Genomic DNA, 20948 nt, shown 5'->3' with positions numbered 1-20948 from the left:
TTAAACTTCCTTTCTATTACTCAGGTATTACGACCTGCTGATCTTCCTTAACAGTTTGAAGTACAATTGTAGTACGGGTGGAGATGATCCCTTCCACTTTACTTAAAGTATTTCGCATTAGATCAACTAATCCGTTCGAATCTGCAGTTCTTACTTTAATCAGGTAACCATCATCACCTGCAATGTCATGTACTTCCTGTACTTCAGGAATTTCGGCAAGTGCCAACCCAACTGTTTGTTCACCAATGATATCATTGGCTTTTATGAAAATAAATGATAAAAGTTTTTGATCGACCGCTGCAGGATTGATCTTTGCACTGTATTTTAAAATTACCTCTTTTTGCTCGAGCTTTTTTACCCGTTCTAGAATCGCAGAAGGTGCCATTCCCAGCTCTCTGGCGATATCGGCGTTGTTGATACGTCCATTGTCCTGCATTAAACGCAAGATTCTGTAATCGACCTGATCTAAATTATATTCTACTTTTGTCATTTCGACCGCAAAGGTATGCAATAAAGTATAAAATTCAAAATATTATAATAAATAATGAATATAATTCTGTTGTTTTGCTGGTGTTAGTGAATATTGTTCGAATATGGTGGTACTTTGATTTGATCGAATGTGTTAATGGTCTGAAAATAAATATATTGTCTTTTAGTGAGCAGAGTTTAAGATCAAAAAATGTATCGTTTTCTTAATTTCAAAATAATATTTCTTGTTGAAAGTATGACGCTCAGTCCGATTAAACAACCTAAACAAACACAACCAAAGCGATCTAAGGCAGCGAAGTAGGAGCGGCTTTCCTGTTCATGCAGATAGACTATAATTAGCGCAACCATCGATGTCCTCGCTACAGCTATAATGTTGAGTACTTTACAAGTAATCAACGAGGCCAGGATACCGATTACCATTGCGTAAAGTTGCTGGATCGGAACAAAATATAAGCTCAGTCCAATGGCGGATCCTATGAAATTGGATTTGGCCCGATCGATCGCTATTTTTTTTGATTCATTCTCTTGTGGAGAAATCACCAGTATAATCGAGATAAGGGTCCAAGAAACAGAATATTGGGGAAAGGATACAAATAAAGGATAACCGATAAGGAATCCAATTAGTACGCGAATCGTATATATAATAAAATCTGAATGGAGCGTATAGCGAAGGAATAGATTACGCATATAAGAATATCAATCGTTAATTTAAATGATGTAGTGCTACAAAAATACAAGCATTGTTGGAAGGAACGAAATATAATTATCATTTATGGCAAATGTTCCTGTTTGCGTTTTTGTGCGTTTTTTGCTTTTGATTTGGTTATTTCTTGCATTCTACTCTTTTACCAATGCATAAATTTGACTAGATTTGTTCTATACTTTAAATGCAGATTAAGTGAAAGATCAGAATCAATTAGCCTCATTAGCTTCACAACTCAAAGGGGAGCTCTATTATACCCATGAAACTAAGGACCAAACGATGTTGCTAGCCTATTCGACCGATGCGTCTGTCTATCAGGAAAAACCGTTGGCCGTAGCGATACCCGCAGATATTGATGATATTAAAAAATTAATTGATTTTGCGCGACAGAATAAGGTTACTATCATACCACGTACTGCCGGCACTTCCTTGGCAGGCCAGGTAGTCGGCCATGGTATTATTATGGATATTTCCCGTTATTTTAACCATATTATTGAGCTTAATGTTGAAGAGCAATGGGTTCGAGTTCAACCGGGGGTGATTCGCGATGACTTAAACAACTATCTTAAGCCTTTTGGGCTGATGTTTGGTCCTGAAACTTCAACCGCGAGTCGCGCCATGATAGGCGGAATGATTGGTAATAACTCTTCGGGCCTGCATTCGATCGTCTGGGGCGATACACGGCACAATTTGATTTCAGCAAATGTAATCTTGGATGATTGCTCTGAGGTGGCATTTGAAACCTTAGACGAAGCGGCTTATTTTAATAAATTATTATTGACTGGCCGCGAGGGGGATATTTATCGTCATATGAATTCATTGTTGACCAATCCTCAGCATTTAAGCGCAATTGAAACCGGCTATCCAAAGCGATCGATCACAAGAAGAAATACAGGCTACGCGCTGGATATTTTAAGTGATCGTTCGGCTCCTTTTAATATGTGTAATTTATTGGCGGGTTCTGAAGGTACGCTGGCTGTCGTTATAGAAGCTAAACTTAAGTTAATGCCCTTGCCTCCTCCTGAACTAGGTTTGCTCTGTGTTCATTTCGCCGATATGGTAGAATGTATGCATGGTAATGTTGTGGCTTTAGCGCACAAGCCGGAAGCTTCAGAATTAGTGGATAAATACATCATGGATTTTACGGTTGGGCATCCAACGTACAAGTATAATCGTTTTTTTATAGAGGGCGATCCGCAAGCGCTATTGATTGTGGAGTTTAGAGGGCATACAGCGGCCGAAACAGCAGCGAAAGCGATGGCGCTGAAAGCCGATCTCGTTGCACGTGGCCTAGGTTATGCTTATCCCTATATTACGGGTATAGAGCAGACGAATTTAGTTTGGGATGTACGCAAAGCGGGACTGGGGCTCATTCGTAATTTACCGGGTGATAGTCAGCCCGTAAATTTGATTGAGGATTGTGCGGTGTCGCCTGAAGATCTCCCTGCTTATGTGAGTGATATTCAAAAGCTTTTGGTGGAAGAGGGTGTGCATGCGTCATACTACGCGCACGCTGGCGCAGGCGAATTGCATATTGAACCATTCGTAAATTTGAAAACGCCAGCAGGGAAGCGTACTTTTCGTTCTATCCTTGAAAAAACCAGTGACCTAGTTTTGAAATATAATGGCTCATTGAGTGGCGAGCATGGTGACGGTCGTCTTCGCGGAGAGTTTATTGGCAAGGTGCTCGGCGATAAAGTCTACAAATTACTTGAAGAAGTTAAATTTATCTTTGATCCAAAGGGGGTTTTTAACGCAAATAAAATTGTCAACACACCGCCAATGGATTCTCACCTCCGTTATGATAATGATAGCAACCGGACAGAAATAAAAACCTATTTCGATTTTTCTAAAGAGGAGTCTATTCTTCGATTGGCAGAGAAGTGTTCAGGCTCGGGAGATTGTCGGAAGACTGAAATTACTGGTGGAACAATGTGTCCTTCGTTTATGGCTACGCGTGATGAAAAAGATACTACACGCGCACGAGCGAATATGTTAAGACAGTTTTTAACAAATTCCACCAAGAAAAACCGTTTCGATCATGAAGAGATTAAAGAAGTCATGGATCTGTGTTTGAGCTGCAAAGGTTGTAAAACGGAATGTCCTTCGAGTGTGGACGTGGCTAAAATGAAAGCAGAATTTTTACAGCATTATTATGATGAACATGGGGCCGGATTTAGAACAAAACTAATTGCTAATTTCACGCAGTCTCAGAAGTTGGGGGCGTGGGTCGCACCCCTTTATAATTTTGTTGTAAAAAATGATTTTCTGTCTGGCTTGGTCAAGAAAACCGTCGGGTTTGCACCTAAACGTTCGCTGCCTACAGTAAATGGAACAACCTTGAGCCAGTGGGTAAAAACACAAGGTCCTATTAGGGATGCCAAGCGTAAGGTCTATCTTTTCTCGGATGAGTTTACCGAATATAATGATGCAGAAATCGGTATTACAGCGTATAAATTACTTATTGCCTTGGGCTATGAAGTGATTATTCCAAAACATGTGCAAAGTGGACGGACTTACCTTTCTAAAGGTTTTGTGAAAGAAGCAAAGAAAATTGCCAATAAAAATATCCATTTTTTAAAAGGATTAATAACCGACGAAACACCGCTTTTAGGGGTTGAACCATCCGGTATCATTACGTTTAGAGATGAATATTTAAGCCTGGTGGATGACGATATTCGTATTGAGGCGCAAAACATAGCTAAAAATGCGCTGATGATTGATGAATTTTTACTGACTGAGATGAAAGCAGGACGTATTCGCCCGGAACAGTTTACAACAACAGCAAGAAAAATCAAGCTTCATGGTCACTGTTACCAAAAGGCTTTCCATCTGGTTACTGTTACGGAACAGGTATTGTCATTTCCGACGAATTTTAGCGTAGAGACAATTCCTTCTGGATGCTGTGGTATGGCGGGTTCATTTGGTTATGAGGCCGAGCATTATGACGTTTCAATGAAAGTTGCCGAGCTGGTTTTGTTACCAGCTGTACGGAAAACGGAAGCCGACACCTTGATTGCCGCAGCAGGCACCTCTTGTAGACATCAAATCAAAGATGGGGTCGGACGAAAATCTTATCATCCTGTGGAAATTTTATATGATGCTTTATTGAAATAAAATAAAAACATTGATAATAGTTGTTTGTTATCTGTAATAATGGTAATATTATAAGAGCAATAATCATTGATAACTGATAACAAACAATTCATTATGTACAAGATTCAATCTATAGTATTTCTTGCAACCGCTACGATGCTGATGGCTGGTTGCGGAAACTCCAATCAGAAGAAAACTGATGGAAGCGATACCACAGCAGCGAACAAAATTGATGGCGTGAAAATCGAGCAGTTTACAAATGGTGCTCCAGGAGCTGAGAAAAAGAATTTTTTCTTACGTATTACTGATGAAGTTAAAACGGATTCAAGTCGTATCTATATTACAAAATCTCTTTACAAGCAGGATACGGTGGGAGCGAAGTTTGAGGTTGTAGATTTTATTCCCGCCGGTATCATAAATGGTCAGCCCAGTGATGATGTTGGTTTCACAAAGGGTAAAATTAGAATTTCGTCGTCAGGTGCGCAGTCTGATAATTTAATTAAAGCTTTAGGTGAATTATTTCAGACAACGACAACTGATTCTTTTACAAAGGATGTGATTCTTCCGAATGTATTTTCATCAAATAAGGTGAATGCGGACCTATCAAAAAAAACGGCCTATAGCTTTAAATTATTCTTGGATAATAAGAAAGCTGAGCCGGCAGAACTCTTCTTTAACGTTGATACCTACAAGCATTCTATTGAGTTTTCGGAGAAGGATCCTTCGTTCCGCGTTGGATTATTGTCGGCGCTAACGGGTAAGTAGTGGAAATGCTATATACGGTGTGATGCCAGTGAGCAGGAAGCGATAGTTGTCGGCAACGTATCATTACTCATACAATGAAAAGGCTAGATAAATTCTAGCCTTTTTCGCTTTTTAAAAATAAAAGAGATAGATTTGTGCTAATAAATTTAGTTTAATATGAGGAAATCCGGTACTGCAGACCTTCCATTGCATTTTGGTAAAGTACCTGCGTGGCTTTACGAGCGTATGGCTTCTCTAGGGCGTTCAATCGTGGAAGTTATGCTCATGGATTATGGAAAGGATGAGGTTTTAAGGAGGCTTGCTGATCCCTTTTGGTTTCAAAGCTTTGGAGCTGTTCTTGGCATGGACTGGCATTCCTCGGGGATTACAACGGCTGTTATGGGTGCATTAAAACGCGCCATTAATCCTGACGCCAAGTCATTGGGACTCTACATCTGCGGCGGAAAAGGGAAGTTGTCCATGCAAACCCCACAAGAACTGCTTCAGGTTTCTGATCGGATTGGATTAAATGGTAACGATTTGATTCGCAGTAGTAAGCTTGTTGCGAAGGTGGATAACACAGCCATTCAAGACGGTTACCAATTGTATTTACATAATTTTGTCGTGGCAGATAATGGCAATTGGTCAGTCGTGCAGCAAGGTATGCATGAAAAAGATGGGACTGCCCGTCGTTACCATTGGCATTCTGAAAAGATCAAATCGTTTGTAGAGGAACCGCATGCGGGTATCACCGGTCCTTCACAGGGTATTATCCTCAATTTAACGGCTGCTGAAGCGGCAGCAAATAGAGCGGGTATTATGACGTTGGTGGGAGAGGATTCGTTTAAAGTTATACAAGAATTCGCTAAATTGGTCATGCCATCTCATCACGATGTACGTGCATCGGATGTCAATCTAAAAAGATTGGGCGCGATGTTATACGTTGCTCGCGAAAGTCCACTAATTGATTTTGAAGATCTACTTCTTTTAAAGGGGATTGGCCCCCGTACGTTGCAATCATTAGCCTTAGTCAGCGAAGTAATTCATGGCGCACCATCCCGATTTAAAGATCCGGCTCGATTTTCGTTTGCTCATGGGGGTAAGGATGGACATCCATTTCCGGTTCCATTAACTATTTACGATGAAAGTATTCAGATTTTGAAAAAAGGCATTGAAAAATCTAAATTGGGTCATGGAGACAAATTGAAGTCCGTCCACAAATTACATCAGGTGGTGTTGGATAGTGAAAGAAATTTTGAGCCACAGTTTGATATTCAGCAAATTATCGCGGAAGAAAAGCGAGATTCCTGGAAATACGGTGGGAGGACAGTGTACGGGGAAGCAGTGCCTCAGAGAAAGAATCCACCGGGGTTGCAACTCAGTGTTTTCTAGGAAGAATCTTCCAATTGTAATTGTTTTGTTAAAATTTGTTAAAGATCAATAAATTCGTTTGTACGCTAGTATATTTGCTCCGCAATGAAAACGGTTATTACCATATTCTTTTTCTTATGCTTCTTAGTTATAAGAAGCAGTAATAGCCATGCTGTGCTCATTGAATCCGATCGGCCGGCCGTTAGTTTTATGCATCAGCACAATCACGCCGATTTACAGCAGTATATTGACGCATCAGCTGATCACATCGACCCGCTTGTGTATGGTAGTATACACGACGATAACCCTGTTATAGCGGAATTTGATTATGAAAATTTTCAATTGACCAAAGATTTGCATGCCACATCCCAACTTGTTTCGCTGCTGCTCTTTGCAATTGTCCTTTTTATTTTTGTTTTTCGATTTGCAAAGAAAATTCCTTTTTGCAATTTCATCGCCTATCTTTTCCCTCAAAGATATGTTCTTCAACAAAACTGGAGAATTTAATACATAACCTTCGAAATTTCGTATGCTTTGGTGGATATCCTGATGGATATTCCTTTTAGTTGCATCCAATTTGCACACTTATAGGCAAGTCTGAGCGACCATTAGCCCGAGCAGAGGTCATTTCACCATCCGGCACAACAAACAATCAAACTTATTTTTTAATTAGACGCTTACAAATGAAAAGAGTATTTATGCTCGCTAGTTTGGCAATTACCATATGCCAAATCGGGTGTACTTCCAAAAAGGAAGAAAAGGAAGAAAAAGAGAAATTCACTACTACCTCGCCTGTGCAAATGGATACCACTATCCGTAAGGATTTTGTTTCTCAGATCAGATCTTTCCGTAATATTGAGCTCAGAGCTCAAGAGAAAGGATATCTAGAACAGATATTCGTCGACGAAGGACAATTTGTCCACAAAGGGCAACTACTTTTTAGGATTATGCCGAAGATGTATGAGGCAGAATACCGTAAATCATCAGCAGAGGTGAATGTGGCAGAAATTGAGGTTCAAAACACAAAGACGCTAGCCGATAAAAACGTCGTATCGCCCAATGAATTAGCGATGGCTAAAGCAAAGCTTGAACAGGCTAAGGCTGAGGCAGCGATTGCGAAATTGCATCTTTCCTTTACAGAAATCAGAGCACCTTTTGACGGAACTATCGACCGTATTCCGTTGAAACTGGGAAGTTTGGTGGATGAAGGTGAATTATTAACCAGTCTTTCCGACAATAGCGAGATGCTGGTTTATTTTAATGTTTCCGAACCAGAATATTTGAGCTATCAAACGAATGTAAGTAAACGTGGAGATTCCCACGTTGGTCTACTGCTTGCTAATAACGAGCTATTTTCGCAGAGCGGTATGGTGGAGACGATAGAAAGTGAATTTAATAGTGAAACAGGCAATATTGCTTTTAGAGCGAAGTTTCCAAATCCAAACCGTCTTTTAAAACATGGCGAGAGCGGCAAGGTGGTCATGAATTTCCCGTTGAAACAGGTTTTAATTATTCCGCAGAAAGCAACTTATGAAATGCAGGACCGTAAATATGTGTATGTAGTCGATAAGGATGGTAAATTAAAAGCGCGTCATATTACCATTGGCAACTCTTTACCTGATCTGTATGTGGTAACGAGCGGTCTTAAAAAAGACGATAAATTTTTATTGGATGGTATTCAGAAAGCGAAGGAAGATGAGAAGATCAGTTACAGCTTCGTGCAACCTAAAGATGCCATTTCCAATTTGAAATTAAAAACAGAATAGACCCTTACACTTAAATTCTTATGTTTAGTCGTTTTATAAATAGACCAGTACTTTCGATCGTTATATCACTGATCATTGTGTTTTTGGGTGTGCTTTCTATGGTGCAGCTTCCTGTAACGCAATTCCCCTCGATATCGCCACCGAAGGTCAATATTACTGCCGAGTACCCAGGAGCAAATGGTGAGTTGATGATTAAATCAGTTATCATTCCTTTAGAGCGGGCAATTAATGGAGTTCCGGGCATGAAATATATGGCTTCTGATGCGGGTAACGACGGTGAAGCGAGTATCCAAGTGGTCTTCAACTTAGGTACCGATCCTAATCAGGCATCCTTAAATGTCCAGAACCGTGTGGCCTCAGTCGTCAATAAACTTCCACCAATTGTGGTGCGTGAAGGTGTAAAAATTACACGTGAGGAGTCTAATATGTTGATGTACATTAATCTCTATAGTAAAGATAAAGAGCTGGATGGAAACTTTATGTATAACTATGCGGACATGAACATTGTGTCCGAATTGCGTCGTGTAGATGGTGTTGGGGTGGCAAATATTCTTGGAACGCGTGAATTAGCCATGCGTATTTGGTTGAAACCCGATCGTATGACGGCCTACAAGATATCAGCAGAAGAGGTGATGAAAGCCTTATCCGAACAGAGTTTAGAAGCTTCACCGGGTAAAGCTGGTGAATCGTCCGGTATGACCTCCCAATCTTTCGAATATGTATTGAAATACCCAGGACGCTTTACCACAACTGAAGGTTATGGCAATATCGTTTTACGTGCGGGCGAAAATGGCGAAATGCTACGTTTAAAAGACGTTGCGGATATCAAGTTTGGCTCGGCGATGTACGATATCTATTCAACTCTGAACGGAAAGCCATCTGCGGCGATTGTCTTGAAACAATCTTATGGAAGTAACGCATCTCAGGTCATTCAAGATGTAAAAAGCAAAATGAAAGAGTTGAAGGCATCTTTTCCGAAGGGACTCGATTATGAAATTAGTTACGACGTTTCCAAGTTTTTGGATGCATCCATGGAAAAAGTAGTTCATACGTTATTGGAAGCATTTGTGCTTGTCGCTATTGTCGTTTTCCTTTTCTTGGGCGACTGGCGCTCCACGTTGATTCCAACCATTGCAGTGCCAGTTTCCTTGGTCGGATCATTTTTATTCATGCAGTTTTTTGGTATTACAATCAACTTGATCACCTTATTTGCCCTGGTGCTTGCCATAGGTGTGGTTGTGGATGATGCGATTGTTGTTATTGAAGCGGTGCATGCGAAAATGGAAGAACTTCATATTTCAGCTTACAAGGCTACTAAAAAAGCGATGCATGAAATCAGTGGGGCCATTGTCGCAATCACGTTTCTCATGGCAGCAGTTTTTATCCCCGTTGCTTTTATGTCAGGTCCCGTAGGTATATTCTATCGGCAGTTTTCCATTACCATGGCAACTTCAATTATTTTGTCCGGTGTTGTTGCATTAACTTTAACGCCTGCGCTGTGTGCGATCATGCTGAAGAATAGTCATGGCAAGCCAAGAAAGAAATCCATAATCGATAAATTTCTGGATTCTTTCAATAGATTGTTCGATAAGATGTCCAACAAATATGTTTACTTGTTGAAAGGCATTTTAGATAAACGGTTATTTACATTTATAGTCTTGATTGGCTTTTGTATTGGTGCATATTTTTTGAACAATTCTGTTCCTGCAGGTTTTATTCCCAATGAAGATCAGGGGATGATCTATGCCATTATTCAAACGCCTCCAGGCTCAACATTGGAACGGACGAATTTGGCTGCTCAAACCTTGCAAAAAGAAGCGGAAAATATAGATGGTGTGCAATCCGTATCTTCATTAGCGGGTTATGAAATCCTAACCGAAGGCACAGGTGCGAATACAGGAACTTGTTTGATCAATCTCAAAAGCTGGGAGGATCGTAAAGAGTCTTCACAGGAGATTATTGAGCAGCTTGAGGCTGCCGCCAAAAATATACCAGGGGCATCCATCGAATTTTTCCAACCGCCTGCTGTACCAGGTTATGGTGCTGCGGGTGGATTTGAGCTTCGTCTTCTAGACAAAGCCGGTTCTGGCGATTACAAAAAAATGGAAACGGTAAGTAAGGATTTCGTACGTGAATTGAACAGAAGGCCTGAATTATCATCCGTATTTACGTTCTATAGTGCGAGTTTTCCACAGTACATGTTGCATATAGACAATGATCTAGCGCAACAAAAGGGTGTTACGATCGACAATGCGCTGAATACACTCTCCACTTTGGTCGGTAGTAACTACGAAACGAATTTTATCAAATACGACCGTCAATACAAAGTTATGGTTCAGGCTTTGCCACAATATAGGGCCTTGCCAGAAGATATCTTAAAGCTGTATGTGAAGAATGAAAAGGATGAAATGGTCCCATTTTCAGCATTTATGCATATGGAGAAGGTGTACGGTCTTTCTGAGATCACGCGGCACAATATGTATTTGGCCTCTGAAATTTCAGGCTCTGCCGCGTCCGGCTACAGTAGTGGTGAAGCGATTCAAGTGATTAATGAAGTCGCGGCCAAAACTTTACCCCGGGGCTATGGTATTGACTGGGCTGGTATCTCCAAGGATCAAGTAGGGCGTGGAAATCAGGCGATTTACATCTTTTTGATCTGTCTCGGCTTCGTTTATTTAATTCTTTCTGCTCAATATGAGAGCTTTATAATGCCTTTTGCGGTGTTACTTTCTTTACCAATTGGAATCTTCGGCGCATTTCTACTGTTGAAGCTATTGGGGTTGGAAAATAATATTTATGCACAGGTCGCATTGGTCATGCTTATCGGGCTACTTGGCAAGAATGCAGTTTTGATTGTTGAGTTTGCTGCTCAACGGCATTCGCAAGGATTGAGCATTATTGAAGCTGCCTTGGACGGAGCAAAAGTAAGGTTTAGACCAATCTTGATGACATCTTTTGCTTTTATCGCAGGGCTGATTCCATTGGTTATGGCTTCAGGGCCTGGTGCGATAGGAAACCGTACGATTGGTACAGCTGCTGCGGGGGGTATGTTGTTTGGGACCGTTTTCGGTATCTTGGTGATACCAGGCTTATACTATATCTTCGGAACCATTGCCTCCAAACGTAAGCTTATTAAACACGAAGATGAAAATCCATTAACTGAAGAACTTGATAATAATGACTAATCGCAGCAAAATAAAATGGGTCATTGCATTTTCGCTTTCAGCAGCAGTGACGGGATGTAAAGTCCCTAAAGCGACATCAATACAGGAGAATAAGTTTGTTCCTAACCAGTATATAGATGTCGTTAAATCAGATACAACGAACACAGCGTCGGTTAAGTGGCGTGAATTTTTTACGGATCCAAATTTAGTTGTATTGATAGATACAGCGTTGAAAAATAATCAGGAGTTGAATGTTACATTGCAGGAATTGGCAATTGCAAAGAATGATATTTTGTTACGGAAAGGAGCATTAAAACCTACCGTTGGTCTACGTGCAGGTGGTGGTGTTGAAAAAGTTGGACGATATACCAGCCAGGGTGCCGGTGATGCTAGTACAGAAATTGCGCCTGGAAAAGAAATGCCCGATCCGCTAGGAGATTTGACTATTGGCGCGTACGCAAGTTGGGAAATTGACGTTTGGAAAAAACTAAAAGATGGCGAGCAAGCTGCGCTCAATCGTTATCTTGCTACAGTAGAGGGGAAAAATTTTGTATTGAGTAGTCTTATTGCTGAAGTTGCCCGCTCGTATTATGAATTATTGGCATTGGACAATCAATTGACTATTATCAAACAGAATATTGAATTACAGGACAATGCGCTTGCGGTAATACGACTGCAGAAACAGGCAGCCCGTGTAACTGAACTTGCGGTGCAAAAGTTTGAGGCTGAGGTTTTGAAAACCAAGGGCATGGAGTTTGAAACTAGACAACAGATCAAGGAAACAGAAAATCGTATTAATTTTCTGCTGGGACGTTTTCCGCAGGAGATTAAGCGCGATCAAAGTAGTTTTGTAGATTTGATCCCGGCGAAGGTTCAGACAGGTTTACCCAGCCAACTCTTAAGCAATAGACCTGACATCCGAGAAGCAGAGTATGAACTCGCTGCAGCCAAATTGGATGTAAGTATTGCACGGAAAGAGTTTTACCCCTCTCTGGAGATTTCGGCTGCTTTGGGTTTACAGGCATTTAAACCTTCGTACTTGTTCAAGATGCCGGAATCAGTTTTATACAATTTAATCGGGGAGCTTGCGGCACCATTGATTAATAAAAATGGGCTTAAAGCAGAATTTAATACGGCCAACGCAAAACAAATACAGGCTGTTTATAATTACGAAAAAACAATTCTGAATGCTTACTTAGAAGTCTCTACTCAACTTTCAAATATTGAAAACCTTGGTCGCAGCTACAATTTCAAAACAAAGCAAGTTGAGGTCCTTAATAATTCCGTCACCGTGTCCAACGATCTATTTAAATCAGCGAGGGCAGACTATATGGAGGTTTTAATGACACAACGTGATGTACTGGATTCAAAGCTTGAATTGATAGAAACAAAGAAGCAGCAGCTCAATGCTGTTGTCAATATCTATAAAGATTTGGGAGGAGGCTGGAAATAAGTTGTTTGTTTGAATGGACCCCGCTAGGCGGGGTTCTTTTTTGTGGTGACCGTGTGGTGTTTCTCTATGCTTAAATACATCCTTGATCTGCTAGGATAGACAAAAATTTAATTAAAGAGACTTAGTGATTTTTCTTTCACTAGATCCAATATCATACGATATGCTGCAACAGAGTTGCCATTTTGATCCAGTGCTGGACTATACGCACCAATACCCATTTTATTCGGTACACTTACTGCAATACCGCCGCCAACTCCAGATTTGCTAGGAAGACCGACAGTTCTGGCGTACTCTCCGCTGAATTCATACATTCCCGCAATAAGCATCTGTGATAAGATAAGTTGGGACAGGCTTGGATTGTAGTATTTTCTATTTCCATCATAGCGTATGCAATGATTGGCAAAAAAGAATCCTATTTTAGCCAGATCTTCAGCTGTTACCTCAATTGAGCATTGCTTAAAATAATTGTTGAGTTTGTCTTCACCCTCAGTTTCAATAAGTCCATTGCTGCGCATGATATAAAACATGCCTCTGTTTCGATGACCAGTTTCCCTTTCCGAGTTGTATACAGATTTACTGTAATTAATAGCTTCATTGTTGGTTATAAATCGAATCATATCAAGTATTTTAATAAAGGGTTCTTCACCTTTCCCTTTAATAAGTGATGTTGTTAGAATAGCTCCAGCATTCATCATTGGATTGAGGGGCTTGCCCGTAGTTTCCAGATTAGCAAAGTGATTGAAAGGCTTTTCTGTGCCGTAGTAACCCATCTTATTAAAAATATCCTGTTCACTATTATCTAATACGGCAACCATCAATGAAACAATTTTTGAAATGCTCTGCATGGTAAATCTCTGTTTTACATCACCGACATTCACTATTGTTCCATCGCTATTTACAACCGAAAGGGCTGAGGATGCTGCATTGGCTTTACCTAATTCAGGAATGTAATTAGCAACTTTTCCTGCATTGAATGACATTTTATTTGTAGTCCATATTTTTTCCAATAGTGGCTTATCAATTTTTACACTTTTATTCGTACCCGAGTGATTTTCAGTATTCTTTTGAGCAAAGGATACCGGGATTGATCCGCAAGATATCAGACCGATTATGCAGGCTATTAATCTGAAATTTTTTCTCATTTTTAAATTATTTGTCCATTGCAAAGATAGGGAACAGTGCATGAAAAATTAAAAGATGCTGAAATATGTAAATTTTAGCATCTTTTACTATATGGATAATTAGACAGTACTTGGCACGGGGTCGACATTCCAGCCTGAGAGTATTTCTCCATAGAAAAAGAAAGTCACGTAAAAGCTCTTTTTACTTATCTTATCCGTTACGAGGTATTTTCTCGTGACATCGTAAGCATCAATTTTCTTATATTTTGATAACACGATCTGGCGTGCTGCGGGGTTTTCAGAACGAACTAAGTCTTGTATCTTTTGATTTACTAACTTCATTATTCCGTCTTTTTTGAACGGATTATTTTCAATTTTTACATTGGTAGAGTGTGTCAGTGTTCCATGATTTTGCGCTTTTCTTGCTTTTGCAGCGGCCGTATAAGCGCTAAATTTTCTCTTGATCTCAGGATCTTTTAAGTTGTGGATAGTGAAGATAGAGATTCCTTGCGCACCATTGTTCAACGCCTCATCCATATCGCTCAGTATTTCTGCATCATTTTTGGCCATCAGCCCACAATACAATGTTGTATTGTCGCCCTTATCACGTAAATTTTCTACCGTACAATCGCTAATAAAGCTTGAGTCTTCCGTATAGAAATTGCTATACACCATTGGAAAAACTAGATCTAAATTCCACTTCCCCCAGTCTTGACGTACCATGCGTGCAGCCATTTTTGGTGTTGGGAAAGGTGATGCAGCCATGATTTTACCATGGGAATGGACAATCTCAGCAATCATATTGGCTATCTCGGTGATCTGGTCACAACGAAATTGGCGCCATTTTAAATCATTTGATGGATCTTTTTGTGCTCTAGGGTCATAGCCATACTGTTTTTTAAACTTTTCTATCGCGATGGGGTGATAGCCGTAATCCCAAGCTGGATATTCACGATCCTGTACAATATTGTATTTTGGCCAAAGTGTCGTGGGAAGGACAACATCTACATAGCGATTGTAATCGATAGAGATACCGGCAAGTCCTTCAACTTCACAATAAGATTCAATTTTCTGTCGAGTGTATTCCTTCACGCCGGGAACAACAGGCGACAGGAACTTATAATAACTCACATATGCCGTTGTATCGGCCAAACTTTTTCCGTTACGATTGACGCTAAACCAATCGGGGTGCTCTTGTAGCACTTTGTCTCTGTCGTGTTCTAAGTTCATTGTCCAAAGCCATGCGATGACTTGGATGCCGTATTTTTTTGCAATTGGAATTGCTACGCGATATTCGTCTGGACTCGCAGCATTTAACATTACACCATCGATTCCTAGATAGTTCATTTCCTGACAAATGGAATCGAAGTTTGTATTTACATTATAATCTAACCACGTCCAAAACATCGCTGGCTTTTCTTTGTCAGCTGCATGAGCTACCTGCAATGATAAACAGGTAATGATAAGAAGTAATGGTGCGATAGTACAATTCCTAATTAATTTTTCCTTCATAATATTTATTTATTCTAAGAGTTTCATCGCATAATGTATGCAGACTATGAAAAGTACATCAAAAGACTTATAATTAGCTGAATCTGCAGATTTAAAAGTTTCCTGGTGTGATGCGTGCCGTGAAATTACATAAAAACTTGTAATTTAAGTTTTAATATATGCTGATTCGATTGATTTTCTTACCATTATTAATTCATTAAATAAGAAAACATTTTCTAAAGCTTTGTGTTGTCTCTATAAGACTAACACAAAGAAATAATATTATTAACAGCAAAAGTGGTGCTGGCTACTGGTTAAGTTCATTTATTTTGGTATGAAGAGACCCTATATTCCAATCCTTATTGCATGCTTGCTATTATGTAACCTAGTTAAAGGGCAAGTATCGGCGGTACAGCAGAGCAAAGTAGATTCTATTAAGGAAGTGAAAGATAATGTAATTTATACCAAGCTTCAGATCAAAGGTTTATTTCAGGCGAGATATCTTGTGAGTGGAACAAAAGATGTGGATGTCAATGGACTGCATCACAGTGACGGGACGGGCACCGATAATAACTTTATGGTGAAGTATATGCGCGTGCAAATGCGTGCTCAAATTAGTAAGCGTACTGAGGTTGCTGTTTTGGCTAATCTTGCCGATTTTAAAAGCGATCCAAAAACAAAAGTACTTGAAAATGCTTATTTGAAATATACTTTTAGTCCCAAACTGGCCATTACTGTGGGGCAGTTTCGCCCGTGGTTTGGTATTGAGGAAACCTATCCCATCGACATTATCAAATCTTTAGACTGGTCAAATCAGTATCTCGAATTCGGCAAACTGGGCTGGGCCAGTTTTCAAATAGGTGTCGCTGCAACGGGGGAGACCAATCTCGGTGAGGTTCCTTTTAGTTATTCTTTGTCTGTCGTGAATGGAAATGGAAAGAATCAGGTGGTTGATATGGATAACGGTAAACAGTATGCTACTAGATTGGTCTTTGGACTTTCGAAGAGGTATGGTTTCAACCTGGGGATTAATGGGGGGATTGGTGAAGTCATGAAGCGGCAAGTACATGCATTTGGAGTCGATTTGACTGGTCATGTGAACTTAGCTAAACGCTGGAATCTGGATATGCAATTAGAGGCAAAACAAGCAATTAATCATAATTTGTATTATTCGTTGAATGAAAATACTCGTAGCTCTAAATTGAGTGATTACTTAGTTCGAGGAATTTATTTTCTTCCAAATTTGAGGTACGAAGTGAATTATTTCAATTTAAGTGCTTTCGAGCTATCTTGTCGTTACGAATACATTGATCCTAATTATAAGCTTCACGCAAATGCACACCAAACATACACGCCAATGTTTGGGTTAGAGTTTTTAAAGAATTATGGGGCAAGGATACAGTTGGGGGTGCAATTGGACCGATATAAAAAGCAAACTGTGAATACTTCTGAGTTCAATAAAAACTTATTTATCGTTCAAGTACAGAGTCGATTCTAACCAATTAAACTACATTTAACATGAAAGAAATCAGTATTAAAAATGTTGCCATTACTATTCTGGTAGCACTCATTTTATGGTTTATCCCAATACCGAAAGGCGTCCGTCCAGAAGCTTGGCATTTATTTGCAATTTTTGCCGCCACTATTCTCGGTATCATTCTAAAAGCTGCGCCCATGGGGACTATGTGTATGATGGCTATTGCGTTTACGGCACTCACTCAAGTCTTGGCTCCTGGAGATGCGGGTAAGTCCATTACTAAAGCTTTGACTGGATTTGGCGACAAAGTTATCTGGCTGATAGGAATCTCTTTTTTTATCGCGCGTGGCTTTATCAAAACTGGTCTGGGCAATAGGATTGCTTTTCTTTTCATTCGTGTTTTTGGAAAGAGTTCGCTGGGACTGGCTTATGGATTGGGTTTAGCAGATGTCTGTCTGGCTCCGGCTATCCCGAGCAATACTGCTCGTGGTGGAGGAATTATCTATCCAATTATGAAATCTATGGCGATTAGTTTTGATTCAGTTCCTGACAAGCCAGAGACACATCGAAAATTAGGATCTTATTTAACTTTAAACAGTTATTACATGAATCTGATCGCATCTTCCATGTTTTTGACAGGCACTGCGAGTAATCCAATGTGTCAAAAATTTGCTGCAAATCTCGGAATAGACATTACTTGGATGTCTTGGGCAGTTGCAGGGTTTGTTCCTGGTATCGTTGCTTTTTTTATTGTACCGCTTGTTCTTTATAAGTTATATCCACCTGAATTAAAAAAAACAGGTGACGCTCCTAGAATGGCTGCACAAAAACTGAAGGAGATGGGCCCAATTTCCAAAAACGAATGGTTAATGCTGCTGGCATTCTTTATTTTATTGGCATTGTGGATTTTTGGTGGCTCCTTTTCAATAGACGCTACAACAACTGCTTTCATAGGATTGACGCTTCTATTGCTAACTTCTGTATTGACTTGGGAGGACGTCAAGGCCGAAAAAGGTGCTTGGGATACAATTGTTTGGTTTGCTGTGTTAGTGATGATGGCTAGTTCTTTAAATGAACTTGGTTTCATTGGCTGGTTTAGTGATTTAATTAAAGTACAGATTGGTGATTTAAGTTGGCAAATTGCTTTTCCTGTCATTATTCTTGTTTATTTCTTTAGTCATTACATTTTTGCCAGTGCTACCGCCCATGTGGCGGCGATGTATGCCGCTTTGCTTGGCGTTGGCATTTCACTAGGTATTCCACCGATGTTACTGGCAATGATGCTCGGATTTCTGGGTTCTATCTATGGTGTCTTAACGCATTACGGACATGGCCCCGCACCTGTGTTCTTTGGAAGTGGTTATGTAGATTTAAAATCCTGGTGGCTGCGGGGAATTGAAATAGGCATTGTATTGTTGGTGATTTATATGGGGGTAGGTGGACTTTGGATGAAAGTTATAGGTTATTATTAAAATTAAGATCTTATTATGTTATCTACTTTAGCTAAAAAGATGCTCATGTGTCTGACGGGATTGTTTTTAGTATTCTTTTTACTGATTCACTTTTTGGGAAACTTGCAGCTCTTCTTGCCTCAGGAACAAGCGCATTTACAATTTAATGCTTACTCGCATTTTCTTTCAGGCAATATCTTGATTAAATTGATTTCTTATTTACTTTATCTAAGCATTATTTTACATGCTTTGGACGGGTTAATGATCACATTACATAATAAAAGGGCTGGAGCAAATTATGTGTCCGATCGCCGTGGGAGGGCGAGCAAGTGGTATTCGCGCAATATGGGAATTCTCGGAACCCTTATACTGATCTTTTTGGTTATCCATTTTCAAAATTTTTGGTATGTGTACAAATTTGGTGCTCCACCACTTGATGATCGGGGCAATAAAGATTTGTACATACTTGTCGTAGAGGTGTTTAAGCAATGGTGGTATGTGGTTATTTACGTATTCTCCATGGCTGCTCTCTGCTATCATCTTATTCATGGGATTCATAGTGCGATTCGAACTTTAGGCGTATTCCACCCCAAATTTGTTAAATGGTTTAAGATCATCGGTATCAGCTATTCTGTCATCATCAGCATTGGTTTTGCATTGATGCCTATTTATATATTTTTTACAGTAAAATAAGGAAGGGAATTCATGGCATTAAATTCAAAAATTCCGGGTGGACCATTGGATCAGAAATGGACGCTCTATAAAAAAACTGCCAAGCTTGTTAATCCTGCGAATCGTAAAAAGCTGGATGTTATCGTTGTGGGTACTGGGCTTGCGGGCAGTTCGATAGCTGCTTCGCTTGGCGAAATGGGCTATCAAGTAAAATCTTTTTGCTTTCAGGATAGTCCAAGAAGGGCGCATTCAGTGGCTGCTCAAGGTGGCGTAAATGCGGCGAAGAATTACAAAAATGATGGGGACAGTGTCTATCGCATGTTTGTTGATACGCTCAAAGGGGGAGATTTTCGGGCCCGTGAGGCCAACGTTTATCGTATGGCCGAGTGTTCGCTCAATTTGATAGACCAGGCGGTAGCCCAGGGCGTTCCCTTTGGCCGTGAATACGGAGGTTATCTGAATAATCGATCTTTTGGAGGTGTTCAGGTAAGCCGTACATTCTATGCAAGAGGTCAAACTGGGCAACAACTTCTTTTGGGCGCTTATCAGGCGCTTATGCGTCAAGTGGGTAAAGGTGCCGTACAGCTTTTCTCTAGGCACGAAATGCTCGATATTGTTGTTATTGATGGGAAGGCCCGGGGTATTATTGTTAGAAATCTCGACACCGGAGAAATACAACGACATGCTGCACACACCGTTATATTGGCCACTGGAGGCTACGGGAAGATTTATTATCTATCTACCTTGGCAATGGGCTGTAACGGCTCTGCAATCTGGCGAGCGCATAAAAAAGGAGCGTTAATGGCCTCGCCGAGCTGGATTCAGATTCATCCCACATCGTTGCCACAGTCTGGCGATTATCAATCTAAATTGACATTAATGTCTGAGTCTTTGCGTAACGATGGAAGGATTTGGGTTCCACTACATAGGGGTGAGACACGGGACGCGAACGCTATCCCCGAAGAAGAAAGGGATTACTATTTGGAACGGCGCTATCCCGCATTTGGCAATCTCGCGCCAAGGGATATTTCATCGCGGGCAGCGAAGGAACGCATCGATGCCGGCTTTGGCATTGGTCCGCTTAAAAATGCCGTTTATCTTGATTTTGCGAAAGCTATTCGAGAACAAGGAAAACAGAAAATACAAGAGAAGTATGGTAACCTATTTGATATGTATGAAAAGATAACCGGATATGATGCTTATAAAGAACCGATGATGATTTCACCTTCCGCACATTTTTCCATGGGTGGATTGTGGGTGGATTATGAACTGATGACAAGTCTAACAGGGTTATTTGCCTTAGGTGAAGCTAATTTTGCAGACCATGGCGCCAATAGACTTGGCGCTAATTCTTTACTTCAAGCTTCTGTGGACGGCTATTTCATTGCACCCTATACGATTGCAAATTATCTGGCAAACGATATCCATACGGGTAAAATTTCTACAGATCATATTGAATTTGTACGTGCAGAGGAACAGGTTAGGAAGCAAATTGATAGATTTTTGAAAATCAAAGGTAGGAAAACTGTTGATTATTTTCATAAAACACTTGGTAAAATACTTTATGATTACTGTGGGCTGTCACGAAATGAAAAGGGCCTTCGCTATGCAATTGGGGAGATTCAAAAGCTCAAACAGGAATTTTATAATGAGGTCATTGTTAGCGGTGTGGCTAGTACATTAAATACTGAATTGGAGAAAGCTGGACGAGTAGCGGATTATTTTGAAATCGGCGAACTGATGTGTTATGATGCGTTGACAAGGAACGAATCCTGTGGGGCACATTTTAGGGAAGAATACCAAACAGCAGATGGTGAAGCATTACGCAATGACGCGGATTACCAATTTATTTCAGCATGGTCTTGGAAGGGAGAAAGTGAACAACCTGAATTAGTCAAAGAGCCCTTGACTTTTGAAGAAATAGAGCCGACAGTAAGAAGCTACAAATAA

General features: G+C 40.3%; 15 protein-coding genes. 11 read left to right on the top strand and 4 right to left on the bottom strand.

Translation table 11 applies throughout. From position 1 onward, the window contains the following. Nucleotides 1-16: 16 nt before the first annotated feature. Both B2W36_RS18805 and B2W36_RS18800 read right to left on the bottom strand, forming a co-directional pair. Nucleotides 17-490 carry an Lrp/AsnC family transcriptional regulator gene (locus tag B2W36_RS18805; protein WP_293889205.1) on the bottom strand — a complete coding sequence of 158 codons (474 nt, stop codon included), beginning with the start codon at nucleotides 488-490 and terminating at the stop codon, nucleotides 17-19. Nucleotides 491-672: 182 nt separating this feature from the next. After that, entirely contained in the window at nucleotides 673-1176 is a 504-nt protein-coding gene (locus B2W36_RS18800; protein ID WP_209579463.1) for an FUSC family protein, read from the bottom strand. 211 nt (nucleotides 1177-1387) lie between these two features. On the opposite strand from B2W36_RS18800, the gene B2W36_RS18795 reads away from it, so the two are divergent. From B2W36_RS18795 to B2W36_RS18765, 7 genes are all read left to right on the top strand, one after another. Continuing rightward, the gene (locus B2W36_RS18795) at nucleotides 1388-4309 is read left to right on the top strand and encodes an FAD-binding and (Fe-S)-binding domain-containing protein (RefSeq protein WP_293889204.1); all 2922 of its coding nucleotides are present in this window, start codon (nucleotides 1388-1390) and stop codon (nucleotides 4307-4309) included. 93 nt (nucleotides 4310-4402) lie between these two features. After that, a complete protein-coding gene (locus B2W36_RS18790; protein ID WP_209579465.1) occupies nucleotides 4403-5053 on the top strand; it encodes a hypothetical protein in 651 nt (216 codons plus the stop codon). 156 nt (nucleotides 5054-5209) lie between these two features. Then, complete coding sequence (locus B2W36_RS18785) at nucleotides 5210-6424, top strand: DUF763 domain-containing protein (protein ID WP_293889203.1); 1215 nt, start codon at nucleotides 5210-5212, stop codon at nucleotides 6422-6424. Between the two features lie 84 nt (nucleotides 6425-6508). Then, nucleotides 6509-6910, top strand: a complete 402-nt coding sequence (locus B2W36_RS18780) for a hypothetical protein (protein ID WP_209579468.1) — start codon at nucleotides 6509-6511, stop codon at nucleotides 6908-6910. A 176-nt stretch (nucleotides 6911-7086) separates the two neighbouring features. Continuing rightward, on the top strand, nucleotides 7087-8169 hold the full coding sequence (locus tag B2W36_RS18775; RefSeq protein WP_209579470.1) for an efflux RND transporter periplasmic adaptor subunit: 1083 nt from the start codon (nucleotides 7087-7089) through the stop codon (nucleotides 8167-8169). Between the two features lie 20 nt (nucleotides 8170-8189). Further along, nucleotides 8190-11354, top strand: a complete 3165-nt coding sequence (locus B2W36_RS18770; RefSeq protein ID WP_209579472.1) for an efflux RND transporter permease subunit — start codon at nucleotides 8190-8192, stop codon at nucleotides 11352-11354. Continuing rightward, nucleotides 11347-12786 (top strand): TolC family protein, encoded by a 1440-nt coding sequence (locus B2W36_RS18765; RefSeq protein WP_209579474.1) that lies wholly within the window; start codon nucleotides 11347-11349, stop codon nucleotides 12784-12786. The genes B2W36_RS18770 and B2W36_RS18765 overlap by 8 nt, the downstream gene beginning before the upstream one ends. A 107-nt stretch (nucleotides 12787-12893) precedes the next feature. On the opposite strand, the gene glsA is transcribed toward B2W36_RS18765, so the two are convergent. Both glsA and B2W36_RS18755 read right to left on the bottom strand, forming a co-directional pair. Further along, complete coding sequence (glsA, locus tag B2W36_RS18760) at nucleotides 12894-13928, bottom strand: glutaminase A (protein WP_209579476.1); 1035 nt, start codon at nucleotides 13926-13928, stop codon at nucleotides 12894-12896. Between the two features lie 99 nt (nucleotides 13929-14027). Next, nucleotides 14028-15419 carry a hypothetical protein gene (locus tag B2W36_RS18755; protein ID WP_209579478.1) on the bottom strand — a complete coding sequence of 464 codons (1392 nt, stop codon included), beginning with the start codon at nucleotides 15417-15419 and terminating at the stop codon, nucleotides 14028-14030. A gap of 313 nt (nucleotides 15420-15732) precedes the next feature. On the opposite strand from B2W36_RS18755, the gene B2W36_RS18750 reads away from it, so the two are divergent. The 4 genes from B2W36_RS18750 to B2W36_RS18735 are packed head-to-tail and all read left to right on the top strand — an operon-like array spanning nucleotide 15733 to nucleotide 20948. Beyond that, complete coding sequence (locus tag B2W36_RS18750; protein ID WP_209579480.1) at nucleotides 15733-16896, top strand: porin; 1164 nt, start codon at nucleotides 15733-15735, stop codon at nucleotides 16894-16896. 20 nt (nucleotides 16897-16916) lie between these two features. Continuing rightward, nucleotides 16917-18347, top strand: coding sequence for an anion permease (locus tag B2W36_RS18745; RefSeq protein ID WP_209579482.1), 1431 nt, complete (start codon nucleotides 16917-16919; stop codon nucleotides 18345-18347). Between the two features lie 15 nt (nucleotides 18348-18362). After that, nucleotides 18363-19019, top strand: coding sequence for a succinate dehydrogenase cytochrome b subunit (locus tag B2W36_RS18740; RefSeq protein ID WP_209579484.1), 657 nt, complete (start codon nucleotides 18363-18365; stop codon nucleotides 19017-19019). 12 nt (nucleotides 19020-19031) lie between these two features. After that, on the top strand, nucleotides 19032-20948 hold the full coding sequence (locus B2W36_RS18735) for a fumarate reductase/succinate dehydrogenase flavoprotein subunit (RefSeq protein WP_209579485.1): 1917 nt from the start codon (nucleotides 19032-19034) through the stop codon (nucleotides 20946-20948).

The sequence above is a fragment of the Sphingobacterium sp. UBA3549 genome, assembly GCF_002376635.1.
Lineage (GTDB): Bacteria > Bacteroidota > Bacteroidia > Sphingobacteriales > Sphingobacteriaceae > Sphingobacterium.
This window is presented reverse-complemented; position numbering and strand designations above follow the sequence as displayed.